This is a genomic window from Halodesulfurarchaeum sp. HSR-GB, assembly GCF_031432215.1.
Classification (GTDB): Archaea; Halobacteriota; Halobacteria; order Halobacteriales; family Halobacteriaceae; genus Halodesulfurarchaeum.
The window spans coordinates 252401-265447 of sequence record NZ_JAVKGN010000001.1 but is presented as its reverse complement, the minus strand read 5'-3'; the positions used below and the strand labels follow the sequence as shown (position 1 = coordinate 265447).

Here is a 13047-nt window from a genome sequence, read left to right as displayed (position 1 = left end):
CTACCGTTCGTCCGCGAGGACGTAGTTCGCGGTGTGCTCGCCGCTGATCAGGGTCATCGGAACGCCGATGCCCGGCGTGGTGTACGAGCCAGTGAAGTACAGCCCATCCAGGGCCCCGGAGCGATGGCCGGGGCGGAACACTGCAGTCTGGCGCAACGTGTGAGCCAGGCCGAGTGCCGTGCCCTGGACGCTGTTGTAAAACTGCTCGTACTCCGAGACCGAGACGATCCGCTCGAAGACGATCCGGTCCCGAAGGTCGGTATCAGTCTCATCGGCCAGGTCCCGGAGGATCTTGTCCCGGTAGGCCTGGCGGGTCGCCTCGTCGTCATCCAGGCCAGGCGCGATTGGCACGAGGACCACGACCGCGCTGTGGCCCGCGGGCGCGACCGTGTCGTCGGTTTCGGACGGAACAGAGACGTAGTAGGCCGGGTCCTCGGGCCAGGCCGGGTGCTCGAAGATGGTATCGAAGTGGTCCTCCCAGTTCCCGGGCAGGACGAGGGTGTGATGGGCCAGTTCGGGCACCTCGCCCTCGACGCCCAGGTAGAGCATGAACGCCGAGGGAGCGTAGGTTCGAGAGTCCCAGTATTCGGCGTCGTACTGGCGGGCTTCCGGCTGGAGGAGTTCCTGCTCGGTGTGGGCGTAGTCGGCGTCCGAGACGACGAGGTCGGTCGCGTACTCGCCCGTGTCCGTGCGCACGGTGAAGTTCCCTCGCGTCCCGCGAATCGCCGTCACCGGCTCGTCGGCGTGAAACTCGACGCCCAGATCCTCGTTCAACTCGACGAGGGCGTCGACGACCCCGCCGATGCCGCCCTCGGGGTAGAACACGCCGAGGTTGAAATCGACGTGGCTCATCAGGTTGTAGAGCGCGGGGGTGTTTCGCGGTGCGCCCCCGAGGAAGACGAGGGTGTACTGCATGATCTGGCGGAGTTTGGGGTGCTCGAAGTAGCCCTCGACGTGGTCCTGCATCGTCCCGAGGAGGGTCAGACCGCGGGCGTACTTCACCAGCCGCGGATCGAGGAAATCCCGCAGGCGCGAGCGATCCTCGTAGACGAAGTGTTCCATCCCGATCTCGTAGTTCTCCTGTGACTTATCGAGGTAGTCCTGCAGGGCCGCGCCGGCCCCATCCTCGAAGGCCTCGAAGAGTTCGATGGTTCGGTCCAGATCGGGGGTGATGTCGATCCGATCGCCCTCGGGCTGGCGGTCGAGCCCTGGTGGGTCCCCGTCCGGACGTGGCCCGACGTTCTCCTTGAAGAAGAGCCGGTAGTGTGGGTCCAGATGCTCCAGGTCGTAGAACTCCCCTGGCGACCGATCGAAGTGGTCGAAAAAGCGCTCGAACACATCCGGCATCAGGTACCAGGAGGGCCCCATGTCGAAGCGAAAGCCCTCGGCCTCCATGACCGCCGCCCGCCCGCCCAGTTCCTCGTTTTTCTCGATCACGCGCACGTCGGCCCCGGCGTCGGCCAGGTAGGCGGCGGTGGCCAGCCCGCCGAAGCCGGCCCCGACGACGGTCACGTCTCGCCCGGAGAGCACAGTCATGTCAGGGAGTTCGGCGGGTGGTACCAAAAAGCGATGGGCCGCGGTAACCTCACTCCAGGCCGAAACTACTCGCGAGGATCGACTCGTGGCGGTCGCCGGCGGTGTAGGTCGGCCCGCCAAGCACGTCGATGGTCACCCGAGCGGGGCCGAAGACCGCCGGGTCGATCTGGGAGAGGTCCCAGTCGACACGCTCGTAGATGGCCTCGAAGGGCTCGCCGTAGGTCACGGCGGCGGTCGAGGCCACGTCTGCCAGCACCGAATCGTCCTCGCGAACGGTGAGATGGACGTCCCCGCCGTAGACGACGGCGTCGTTGACCCGACCCATGGCGGTCTCCTCACTTGCCGCGACAGGCGGGACTGGGGCCGACCCGCTTGCGGTGATTACGTCCGTGGGGTCATACCCTAGCTCGAAGAGCCGGAAGACGGCGAGTTCGGCGGCCCGGCCGGCCCCGCTGACGCTCCCGGCCAGGCTGGCGGTGCGGTAGGCCGGCAGGTAGACGGCCTGGGGGTCGACGCCGGCCCGCTCGGCGACGTGTTCGGCGACCGAATCCGTTGGCTGCTGGTCCGTCTCGACGCTCAAGACGGACAGGTCGAAGGCCTCTGCGTACTCCAGGCGCTGGTACTCGGTCTCTTCGGCGACCTGCGCACGGGCCGGGCCCGAACCCAGGCCCTCGAAATCGGACAGGGCGAGTTCCCAGCCGGCTTTCTGGGAGCCGAGCAGGGCGAGCCCCGGCTGGTCGGTCGCGAGTTCGACGTGGGGACGGGGGAAATCGGCGACGGTGTCCATCCGGGTCTGGACGGTGGCCAGCCCGGCGGTCTGTAGCTCGGCGAGCAGCAGGCCGGCCTCCAGCCCGCCGTCGGCCTCGATGCCGAAGTCGATGACTGTCGCGCCCGAGGGGAGTTCGTGGGGGACGACCCCGAGTTCGTCGGCAAAATCCAGCGCCTCGTCGGCCAGTTCGATGGCCATCCGGTTGAGCGGCTCCATGGCCCGGGGTTTTCCGTCCTCGGATAAAGAGTTTCGTACCTGGAGAGTTACCGAGCTCTATGGCGCTCTACTTCCGGCCCGTTTGCGACCGCGACCATCACACTTTCGAGGATTCCCGTGCCTGATCGGCCCGACGATTCAACTGTTCGAGTCGACGCTCGTTCGCGTTTTCGAGATCGGCCGGAAGCTGATCGCTCGCCTCGGCCAGTCTCGTCTGGACGCGGCCGAGACGCTCCTGGACCGTTCGCAAACTTTCATCCGCACGGCCCCGATCCCCGGCCCGTGCCTGGTCGGCCGCTCGCTGGGCGGCCTCGCCGACGGCTTCGAGGGCGCGGGCGAGCCCCTGGATCGCGTTTTCGGCGCCACCACCGGGCTCCGAATCGGTCTCGCTATCCTCGTCAGCGATTGCCCCGACGGCCGCGCTCGTCTCCCTGGCAACGTCGGCGAGGTAGGTCGCAAGCGAGGCTTTGCCGGTCCGGGGTTCGGAGAGGCGGACCCGCCCCTGGTCGGTCGGGTTGACGCGATACGCGCCGATTTCGTCGTCGGTGTCTCTGACTTCAGTCGTGTAGGCACCGCCCTGGTGGAGGTACACGCCATCCCGGTCGGCCAGCGGGGCATCGTAGATGCGGCCGGCAAAATCGTCCTCGATGGCCATGGCATTTAGCTCGCTGTCCGCGCCCTCGGGGTCGATTTCGAGCTTCATCGAGTGTTCGCGAGCGACAAGCGGGATCTCTCCTTCGACGCCGGCGGTCGTGGGTCCGCTCGCTTCGTCGTCGACTCTTACCGACTCGCTATGGGGTTCCACACCGGGGCCGTTGACCGTCAACCGATGGTCCCCACTCGGGACGTCCCGAGCGACTGCCACGCCGCGGAAGGTGGGGAGTGCTTCGGGTTCGCTCTCGAGGAGCGCCACGGATTCGACCGCGAGGTCCTGTGTGGTCAGGCCCTCGTCGTCGGGGGCGTCCTCGCTGGTCACTGTCTCCGTGATCCCGGCGATGACCGTATTAATCGACGGCGGCTGGGAAATCACGTCGTATCGGTCGGCCAGCGTCGACCGGTGGTTTGGCTCGGTGATGTCCTCGGCCGGGTCGTCATACCGGGCCTGCTCCCAGGGAACTCCGGCCGTCGTAATGTGACTCGCCAGTGTGTCATCTGCGAAATCGGGAATGGCGAACTCGAAGCTCAACTGGGGGCCCGTGAAGTCGGTGATGTGTTCGACCTCGCTCGTCGGGACGAGGTCGTACGCCACGGCCTCGTCTCGGTCGGTCTCTCCGTACTGAAAGACCGTGCCCGTCGCCCGGCCGGGCAAGTCCCCCGGTGGCGAAGCGAGGTCGGCAAACGATCGGATCGTCAGTTCGTCGGCGATGAGGTCCTCGGGCTCGATCGAGGGCAGTCGATCGTGGTCGTAAATCGGTTCGCCATCGAGTTCGGGCACCACGTAGGGGAGCCGTGACCCCTCGTCCCGCGGCAGGCCGTACGCGATCGGGATGTTGATGATGTCTTCGAGGCCCTCGATGCTGCTGTTGGTGATGTCCGCAAAGGTGTCTTCGAGGGAGAACCGCTGGAAGCGATCCGCGACGTCGTTGACCGAAAGCGCACTCGAGTGTGAACCGAGTTCCGAGAGGATGCGCGGAATACGGCCCGGGGCGGGGTCGAGAAACTCGTTGTTGGGCACGGTGCCCGAGTGAGAACTTGCGACGTACAGCTGTGGCTCTCCGGTGTCCGTATCCACGAAGACGTGGAGAACCTCCCAGTCGTGCCAGTGAAAGTTCGTCGTGAACTGGTCGAACGTCGAGTAGTACCAGAACTGAACGACTGCGAGTGGCGAGTCCTCGTAGGTGACCCCGTGATAGAACACCGTCGGGTCTGGCGGACTGTCGGACTGTTTTGCTCGCTCGGTGTACCCGTCGAACGCGTCGAACCCGTCCACGATGGGCTCGCCGTCCTGTTCGGTCTCGTAGACCCGTGGATCGGTCGGATACCACTTCTCGTGGGCATCGAAGTACAGCGTCGGGGCGAACTGCTCGGCGAGTTCGCGAGCGCGCTGTTCGTCCAGGGGGCTCGTTTTGCCGTCCTCCGCAGGCGAGATCGACGAACAGCCCGCCAGCGACGACACACCCAGCGCAGTGGCTGCTGTGAGGAAGGCCCGCCGGTCGACGGTGGTCGAATCGTCGAGTGTCACGATATGTCTCCACAAGGGATTGAGCCGTTAAAGGGTGGCCGTTGGACGCCTTTGCTCAGAAGAGATCCAGCAACTCAATGGCCACCTCGATTAGCTTGTCGAGGCGACCGCTCGATTCGGACTCCTCTGCCTCGGTTTCCGGGTCGGTCATGGGATTCCTTCGATCGGCTGCTCCGTCAACCCCCTGGTCGATCAGGTCGTCACCGCCCGATAGAACGACACGCTGTAGATCGCCAGGAACGTTCCCACGACGATGGTGAGTACGCCACCGAGCAGCCCCATACCCAGGATCCACTCCAGTGGGACTGCCTCTCCGGTGATCGCGCCCATCGCCCGTGGCGAGGCCAGGATCGAGATGACGCTGCCGAAAAGTCCGAGGAGCCCCGCGACAAATCCGACCAAGAGTGAGTACCCCAGCGTCGCGAGGGGGTTCGCACGAACGACGCCCGCGCTGTGTTTGAGCCCGCCGACCGCAGTCTGTCCGTCGAGGACGATCGCCTGGGGGTAAAACTGGATGAAGAAGGCGAGCAGGAGGTACGCGACGGTGAGCCCCAGCATGGCCAACAGGACTACCACGGGGGCACCGCCTGCTCCCTCACCGAGATACGCCGCGCCAGCACCGAGGAAGACCAGGAGGATGACTGCGGCGATGCCGACCGCCACGGTAAATCCCAGTACGAGCAGGTACGCCCCGAAGATCGAGACGTAGTTGGATTTGCCCGCCCGGAGGAAGGTGCCAAGGGAGGTCGTGCCCGCGAGTGCCTCGTCGGCCATGCCGATCAGCCCGCCCTGGAAGAGGGGCATCAGCAGGACGAAGACCAGCGTCAGTCCGACCGAGAGGAGGGCTGCGGTCACCGGATCGATAGCGTTTGCCGCGACGGTCGGGACCTGGAGGAGGGCCAGGAGGACGACGGGAACCAGTACGACTGGGTTGCGCCAGACCGCGCCGGGGGTCCGACGCAGGGCATTCAGGACGGCCATATGTGGCAGGTCGGACTGCTCCTCGGTGGGGTAAATCAGTTGTGGTGGGTCGTGGCCGGCTAGTCACGGTTTTTGGGAGTCCGGATCGTCGTCTGGCGGTTTAATCGGTGGTTTACGCGACCAAGCGAAGCGGATACCGTCGGTAAATTCCATCCTAATCTTTATCGTGGTTGAAGGAATCATGGCCGAATGGGTACAGAGTATACCGACGCTATATGCTGTAGCGATGTGGGGCTCAGCTGGTGTGTCGGGTGCTCTGTCACCGGTCAACCAACAATGGAACTCGGAATTCAACTATGAGCGTAGTACATTCGACACTTGCGAGGAGTGGAACAGCGACCTCGTATGCGGGAGCGGGTACCCCGCAGGAGGTGAGCGGATCATGAGTAATAGACGCGAAAAAGGACGCGCGCTGTTCCTGACATTCCTCATGGTCATGTCCGTCGTGGGCATGGGCGTGGCGTTTGCAGGGACGGCAGCAGCACAAGGAGCCGATATTCCGGATTACAGTACGGATGTAACCCAGGAAGATGCAGATGTCGTCGTCGGGAATGGTGATACCATTCAAGGTGCGTTAGAGTCGACTACTGCAACTGACCCTGTAATTCTGGTAACATCCGATTATGACAGTAGTCAAGAGAGTGTGGATGATACTTTCACCCACAGGGATGGCACCTCGAGGTCAGTTCTGATTAACATAAACTCAAGCTTGGATAACCAAGGTTGGAGCGGAGAACTCACACTCGTATCTGAATCCGGTCCAAGCGAGACGGCAATTAATGCAGCCGGAGCCGATTATGGCATCTATGTGGGCGGAAATGACACTGTTGCGACTATCAAAGGATTTGCAGTAAATAATTTCGTCAATGGTGGAATTACTGCCGGTAGCTGGCACGATGTTGACGATGTTGACAATCCCACTCAGTATATGAACCCTGAGCGGGTTGATATTTTAAACAACGATATCGATCGGGCATCTGCTAGCGACTTCAGTTATAGTGTCACCATAGCCTACGGTACGTCTGGAACCATAGCTGACAACACATTGGATATCCAAGGTCTTAAAACCGCCCAAGAAGTTGGGGCTATCCTTGTCGCAAAATCCAGTGATGTGGTAGTTGAAAACAACGAGATTCTTAATGGCGTAGATTCTGATGAGCTAGGAATTGCAGTAGCTGACTTCGGTGACCAGGCAGGTGTCGCTGGTTCCGATAAAGCATATGAGAATGTTTATTCGCCCATTGAAAACCTCAAAATTATTAACAATACCATTTCAGGCGGTACACAAGGTATTGGAATGGAGGTTTATGACAATGGATCCATCTCCGATGTCGAGATCAATCACAACGATATCACCGGAAGCTCTGACGCCGGGATTTCAATCGTGGAATCCGGAACGGGCCAAGTGTCCGGTGTTGAGGTAAATTACAATAATATCAATGCAGATGGTCTCTCAATTGACTACCAGGCAGAAGGCACGCTAGATGCCACCCACAACTGGTGGGGGCAAGCCAATCCGAACTTCGATGCGACGATGAACGGAGACGTTGACGTTGAGCCGTGGTATGCGGCTGAAGACTTCAGCGAAGCTGTAACTGTGTACAATGACACAGGTGCAGTCGTCGCCTACTCGGATACAATCCAGTCCGCTGTTGATATCGCGGAAAATGGGGATACGGTGGAAGTTACGCCGGGTACCTATGACGAGAGCGTGACCATCGACAAGAAGAACGTCACGCTCGAATCGACGGCCGGTGCTGACGAGACGACGATTAACAGTGGAGACAAATCAGTTGTCATCGATGTCTCTGCAGACGAGGTGACTATTGACGGATTTAACCTGACATCTGACGTTGATGACGTTTGGGCCGCGGGCATCCATGCCGCCGGAACCAGTAATCTGACCGTCACGAACAATGAGTTCACCACTTACCGAGGCCTTCGATTTGATAGCGCGGCTGAGGCAGCTAGTGAGGACTTCAAAAACGCTGCTGGCGTAACGGTCGATAATAACGTATTCAAAGGGGAGCACGGTATCGCTCAGACCGAATACGTTGAACTCACTGCCGAGGAAAATACCTTTGAAACCGGAACCGAAGGGATCGGTGTCGGTGGTTCTTCAGATATCACAATAGAAAACAACGACTTCTACGGTGACCAGAACCCAGATAACGGCGCGATTAAGATTTGGGAGACTGCGGATGAGCCAGCGGAAGTTACAATCAATAACAATAGCTTCCCCAACTTTGATGGGGAGACTACGGCCGTCATAAATACGGACACTCGTTACGAGGAACCTATTGACGCCACCTCGAACTGGTGGGGCGCAACCGATGGTCCTAGCGGTGAAAACTTCAATGGAAATGGTGCTGAGGTCACCGGTCCCGTAACGGTTGACCCCGCTACGATCGAGGCTGAGAATGTCAACCTACAGAAAGACTTCCTTGGCATCGTAAAGGACGATGCAGGCTCGTTAACCGTTGCTGAAAACAAAGAAGCGAACCTCATCCGCGAAGACACTGGAGAATCGGTCTCCGGTACCCTTGTGATCGAGATCGCGGATACCGAGTACGTTTTCGAGGACGCGATTCAGGATGGGAAGCTTACTGAAACCGCTTCCTCCAACGGGCCTGCGGAAATTGACGTCTCCACAGAGACTGGAGAAGCGGATATCGACGTGGTCGGGAACGATAGCTCAACCGCCGTTGAAGGTGTTGGCACAGTTGATCTTGTCCACGAGGCACTCGCCCTCAAGAAAGGGTGGAATCTGAAGTCGATCCCACAACCTGCGACGCTTCACGAACAGGGCATTGAGTCCGTGAACCAGTGGAACCCGAGCGATGGCTCGTATGATGCTGGCATCCCGGACGGTGAGATCAGTGACGCCGAGAATCTCAACCGTGGGATGTACGTCGAGGCAGAAGATGATGATGCGCGGCTAGGATACGAATTCGCAACGGAGGGCGTCCCAACACCTGGTCAAACTGAATTAGAGGACGGCTGGCATCTCCTGGGTTCAAATTACGATATCGATACAGAAGAGACTCGCCAGTACGAAGATGGATCTTCTAAAACCTACGACACTCGGCAATTGCAGAACGATTTGATGAATATCGACGTGGATGGACCGGGTGTTACTGTCTTTAGCCCTGATCAAAGTCTACAGCTCCATGGTGGCACCGAGGTGGGGGCCTTCGATACCTACTGGGTTTTCGTGGACAGCCCCGAACGTAACGATAGAGGACTTGTGACGCCAACCTACGACCCGACAGAGCGAGCTGACCTCCTGGACGGGGACCAATAAGCGAAGAGGATCCAATTTAATTTTATCCATGTCTTTCGCACGTCAAATTGCCGTTGTGATTGTTGCAGTCTTGGTAGTCGGAGCTGTCGGAACGCCAGTCGCTGCTGCTCAGGAAGGTGCACCTGGAGAGCCAGCTAACTTCTATGGCACGGCAGCTGACGCTAACGGTAACGATGCTCCTGTTGGAACGACGATTGTTGCGGTGGTCGACGGTGAAGTAGAAGGAGAAATAACCGTCAGTACTGCTGGCAAATACGGTGAAGAGGACGCTTTCGGGGAAAAACTGAGTCTCGACAGCAGTGCAGGGGATACGGTAAGCTTCCACATTACTGGCCCGAATGGCCCAGAAGCTCAGGAAAGCCCGAACCTCGAATCTGGAACGCACCAACTTGACTTGACCTTCCCCGCTGGCGCGTTCGAGGAAGATGAGGACCCCGACACTGGTGATGATGGTACCGATGACGACGACACGGATGACCCCGACACCGGTGATGACGACGCCGACGACGAAGACGAGGACGACGATACGGACGAGCAACCGACCACCGAGGAACCCACCGAACCCGAACCGGAGGTCGCTGACTCGCCCGACGCGATCGAAGAACTCGTCCCCGAAACGGTCGAACTCCCGAGCGATGTCGAACCCACACGAGCGGAGGTGAACGAGATATCGCCCGGCTCTGATGGTGCGGGTGCCACGGTCACCTTCTCCGAGGAGTCGACAGCTCAATCGATCACTATGTCGGAGTCGGTCTCGGGTTCCGCGACCGTCGTCGAACTTGAGTCCGAACCCGAATCGACCGGTGATGCACCCGGCCAGTCCGTCGCAGTGACCCAGATCGAGGTCCCTGAGGCGGCGGCCGACAGTTCGGCAACCATCGAGAACAGCGTCCCGCTCGATCGCATCGAGTCGATCGACGCCGAACCCGAGGAACTGACTGTCACGCGCTACAACGACGAGGCTGGCGAGTGGCAGACACTCGAGACTGAGGTTCTCGAAGCGACCGACTCGGCCGTCCGCCTCGAAGCCGAGACGCCCGGCTTCTCGTACTTCGCCGTGACGGCCATCGATGCACCGACCGCCGCGCTCGATGCTCCCGCCGAGGTCGAAGTGGGTGAGGAGATCGTCTTCGACGCGAGCGAGTCGATGGACGATGACTCGGAAATCGTCAGCTACGACTGGACTGTCGACGGCGAGGCCGTCGAGGGTGCAGAAACGCTCTCGCACACCTTTGAATCGGCCGGTGAGTTCACTGTCGAACTCACCGTCGAGAACGACGCTGGCAAGACCAACACGACGAGCAGGCAGGTCGTTGTCCTCGAACAGGGGACCGTGACGACGACAGCAGTCGAGACGACCGTGGGTCCCGAGACGACCACCACGGAGACGCCCGGATTCACCATGGGCCTGGCACTGGTCGCGCTGCTCGGTGCAGCCCTGCTGGTCCTGCGTCGCTCCGACTAAGACGACTGACCGCCGAAAGCGGTCTTCGGCCCAAATTGGGCCGCTTTTTCTATCGATCCTCGGGCGGCCGTTCGACAATCCGATCGGCGAGCGATTGGAGGAACTCGCCGGGTAGGTCCTCCGGGGTCCAAAGCAGTCGCTCGACCACCACGAGGCCAGCCGCCACCCCCGTTCCGAAGAGCCCCAACAGCAACTCCCCGCGGGCGAGAAGCGAAAGCCCGAACACGCCGATCGGGAGCGCGAACAGAAGCGTCCCACCGAGCGTGAACAGATCGACGATCCCCAACTGCGACATAGTGGTGATTTTGCCCCCGGCACGAAAAGCCGTTCGTCGCGTTCCCCGCGTATTGTGGCATCAGTGTTTTCATGTGAGAGAACCAATTACTATACGAGTGTTACCATGGAACAAGACACACAGGCCAGACTCGAATCGGTCGTCGACCGGCTCACCGGCGACGAGGACGTGACTGCCGAGGAACTGCAGGAAATCGCCGCGGGGCTGGAGACCGGGAAGAAGTACACCTGTGCGACCTGCCAGATGTTCTGCACCGGCGAGGACATCATGGTGATTTACGACACCGAGAACGAATCGTTCCTCCAGATCGAGGTGCCGATGGACGAAGCCCAGCCGCTCGTCGTCACCCGGGTGGACTGAGTCGTCGGCAAACGGGTGGCTTCTTGGGCCCGTCGGTCGGAGGGCCGGTATGGCTCTCGGTCCCGACGCCACGGTCTATCTCCTCGCGTTCGTTCCGGCGGTCATCTGGGGATTCACCCCCGTGCTCGACAAGCGCGGAATGTCCCTCTCGGGGACTGCACTCCAGGCGTCGCTGACGGTGGTCGTCGTGGACCTCACACTTTTCGTCCTGGCGTTGCTCCTGCTCCGTGGCCCGGCGCTGTTGGCCGGACTCGACCTGGCCGTGGCGGGGCTCTTTCTCTTCGCCGGTATGACTGGAACGGCCCTGGGTCGGCTGGCCATCTTCGTCGGTGTCGACCGGGTGGGGGCGAGCATCAACAGCGCCGTCGTCAGCGCCCGACCGCTGTTCGCGACGGCCCTCGCTTTCGGACTGCTCGGCGAACCTGTCTCGCTCGCGACCGGCGTGGGGATCGTCGTCCTCGTCGCGGGCCTGGCGATTCTCAGCCTCTCGAAAGGCGGTGACATCTCCGGCTGGGAGACCCGGGATCTGGCCTACCCGCTCGCCTCGGGCACGCTCTTTGCCTTCGGGAACGTGCTCCGACGGCTGGGGCTTGGAACCGACGGCGCGGACGTGCTGCAGGCCGTCGCGCTCAACGAGGCCGGGGCCCTGCTCGTCTTTCTGGGCTATGCCGCGGTCAGTGGGACTGCCGGCTTTCGGTCGGCAGAACGCCGTTCCTACCTCTACTTCGCCGGGAGTGGCGTCCTCACCGCCGTCGCCCTGCTCTCGATGTTCGGGGCGCTCGCGCTTCCGGCCGGGCGAGTGGCCATCGTGGAGTCGTTGGCCTCGACGGCCCCGCTTTTCACCACCGTCTTCGCCTATTTCTTCCTCAAGGACCTCGAACGGGTCACGCGTGGGATCGTCCTGGGTGCGGTGCTCGTGGTGATCGGGGTGGTGTTCGTGACGGTCGAACCCGGGCTTTTCCTGTGACTGGGCCGCTATTGGCGGGGATTTGAACCCGATTGCAAATCCTCCCTATTCGCGGTTTCACCGCTCACATTGCGAGCCACTCGCTTCGCTCGCGTCTCGCACCAGTCGGATTTGCGTGATTCAAATCCCTCCGCATTCACGGCCGCAAATCGAACCGAGCGACACCTGCGGGTCGCTCGGTGTCGATGTAATTGAGAAGTGCGCTGGCGGGGATTTGAACCGAAATAGACCTTCACAGCCGATAGCGGTCTTTTTCCCCAAGTTTTTGCGAGGGGCTGCTCCGCAGCCCCTCGGAAAAAGTGGGAGTGCGCTGGCGGGGATTTGAACCGAAATCAGCCGTGCTCGCTCCGCTGCGCGCGCCTGATAGGGTTCAAATCCCAGCCGCATTCATCACCCGAGTTCACGGCTCGCGACACAGCAAGCTGGTCGCTCGCCGGTGAACGTTTCTGAGAAGTGCGCTGGCGGGGATTTGAACCACGGTCACTTCGCTCCGCTCGTTCCCTGATTCAAATCCCTCCGCATTCACGGCCGCAAATCGAACCGAGCGACACCTGCGGGTCGCTCGGTGTCGATGTAATTGAGAAGTGCGCTGGCGGGGATTTGAACCCCGGTTGTGACCATGGCAAGGTCACGTGATACCACTACACTACCAGCGCAGGCCTTGCAACTGTCTCTGAGTGAGCCACGGGAAAAACCCTTTCGAATCGAGGGGCTCACTCCCCGTCGCTTCGCTCCGCTTGCAACCGTTCGACGGTCCGCTCCAGGTCCTCCAGCTCCGATTCGAGTTCGTCGATCCGCTCCTCGTCGACGTTGTCCCCGGTGAGCATGCGTTTCAGAATGATGAGCAGGCCGACGATCACCACGAGTGGCAGGACAAAGAGGAGCAGGACGATTAGCAGCTCCATCCCGCCGGGAACCTGGAGGGGCAACATACGAACGTGTATGTGTTCCAACCACATACTTCGTTCGGCG

The 13047-nt window shown here is 61.0% G+C and carries 10 protein-coding genes and 1 tRNA gene; 4 read left to right on the top strand and 7 right to left on the bottom strand.

Going from position 1 to position 13047, the window contains the following annotated elements; translation table 11 throughout:
• The 4 genes from RH831_RS01500 to RH831_RS01485 form a co-directional block, all read right to left on the bottom strand.
• Window positions 1-1536: a phytoene desaturase family protein gene (locus RH831_RS01500; protein WP_310552518.1), complete on the bottom strand. Its 1536-nt coding sequence runs from the start codon at window positions 1534-1536 to the stop codon at window positions 1-3.
• A gap of 49 nt (window positions 1537-1585) precedes the next feature.
• A complete protein-coding gene (mch, locus tag RH831_RS01495; protein WP_310552517.1) occupies window positions 1586-2521 on the bottom strand; it encodes a methenyltetrahydromethanopterin cyclohydrolase in 936 nt (311 codons plus the stop codon).
• Window positions 2522-2618: 97 nt separating this feature from the next.
• Window positions 2619-4703 carry a hypothetical protein gene (locus RH831_RS01490; RefSeq protein ID WP_310552516.1) on the bottom strand — a complete coding sequence of 695 codons (2085 nt, stop codon included), beginning with the start codon at window positions 4701-4703 and terminating at the stop codon, window positions 2619-2621.
• 192 nt (window positions 4704-4895) lie between these two features.
• On the bottom strand, window positions 4896-5684 hold the full coding sequence (locus RH831_RS01485; protein WP_310552515.1) for a hypothetical protein: 789 nt from the start codon (window positions 5682-5684) through the stop codon (window positions 4896-4898).
• 382 nt (window positions 5685-6066) lie between these two features.
• Between RH831_RS01485 and RH831_RS01480 the strand changes: the two genes are divergently transcribed.
• Entirely contained in the window at window positions 6067-8988 is a 2922-nt protein-coding gene (locus RH831_RS01480; RefSeq protein WP_310552514.1) for a right-handed parallel beta-helix repeat-containing protein, read from the top strand.
• A 394-nt stretch (window positions 8989-9382) separates the two neighbouring features.
• Window positions 9383-10453: a PKD domain-containing protein gene (locus tag RH831_RS01475; protein WP_310552513.1), complete on the top strand. Its 1071-nt coding sequence runs from the start codon at window positions 9383-9385 to the stop codon at window positions 10451-10453.
• Between the two features lie 49 nt (window positions 10454-10502).
• Here the strand turns inward: RH831_RS01475 and RH831_RS01470 are convergent, their stop codons facing one another.
• The gene (locus RH831_RS01470; RefSeq protein WP_310552512.1) at window positions 10503-10748 is read right to left on the bottom strand and encodes a hypothetical protein; all 246 of its coding nucleotides are present in this window, start codon (window positions 10746-10748) and stop codon (window positions 10503-10505) included.
• A 105-nt stretch (window positions 10749-10853) separates the two neighbouring features.
• On the opposite strand from RH831_RS01470, the gene RH831_RS01465 reads away from it, so the two are divergent.
• On the top strand, window positions 10854-11108 hold the full coding sequence (locus RH831_RS01465; protein ID WP_310552511.1) for a hypothetical protein: 255 nt from the start codon (window positions 10854-10856) through the stop codon (window positions 11106-11108).
• Between the two features lie 49 nt (window positions 11109-11157).
• Complete coding sequence (locus tag RH831_RS01460) at window positions 11158-12075, top strand: DMT family transporter (protein ID WP_310552510.1); 918 nt, start codon at window positions 11158-11160, stop codon at window positions 12073-12075.
• 585 nt (window positions 12076-12660) lie between these two features.
• On the opposite strand, the gene RH831_RS01455 is transcribed toward RH831_RS01460, so the two are convergent.
• Together RH831_RS01455 and RH831_RS01450 are read right to left on the bottom strand one after the other, a co-directional pair.
• Window positions 12661-12731, bottom strand: a tRNA-Gly gene (locus tag RH831_RS01455).
• Window positions 12732-12788: 57 nt separating this feature from the next.
• Window positions 12789-13007 (bottom strand): hypothetical protein, encoded by a 219-nt coding sequence (locus tag RH831_RS01450; RefSeq protein ID WP_310552509.1) that lies wholly within the window; start codon window positions 13005-13007, stop codon window positions 12789-12791.
• Window positions 13008-13047 lie beyond the last annotated feature (40 nt).

Bases quoted from the DNA above. Each gene is read 5' to 3' on its own strand.
- RH831_RS01460 (WP_310552510.1), top strand. From the start codon at position 11,158: ATGGCTCTCGGTCCCGACGCCACGGTCTATCTCCTCGCGTTCGTTCCG.
- RH831_RS01480 (WP_310552514.1), top strand. From the start codon at position 6,067: ATGAGTAATAGACGCGAAAAAGGACGCGCGCTGTTCCTGACATTCCTC.
- RH831_RS01485 (WP_310552515.1), bottom strand. From the start codon at position 5,684: ATGGCCGTCCTGAATGCCCTGCGTCGGACCCCCGGCGCGGTCTGGCGC.
- RH831_RS01500 (WP_310552518.1), bottom strand. From the start codon at position 1,536: ATGACTGTGCTCTCCGGGCGAGACGTGACCGTCGTCGGGGCCGGCTTC.
- mch (WP_310552517.1), bottom strand. From the start codon at position 2,521: ATGGAGCCGCTCAACCGGATGGCCATCGAACTGGCCGACGAGGCGCTG.
- RH831_RS01470 (WP_310552512.1), bottom strand. From the start codon at position 10,748: ATGTCGCAGTTGGGGATCGTCGATCTGTTCACGCTCGGTGGGACGCTT.
- RH831_RS01465 (WP_310552511.1), top strand. From the start codon at position 10,854: ATGGAACAAGACACACAGGCCAGACTCGAATCGGTCGTCGACCGGCTC.
- RH831_RS01450 (WP_310552509.1), bottom strand. From the start codon at position 13,007: ATGTTGCCCCTCCAGGTTCCCGGCGGGATGGAGCTGCTAATCGTCCTG.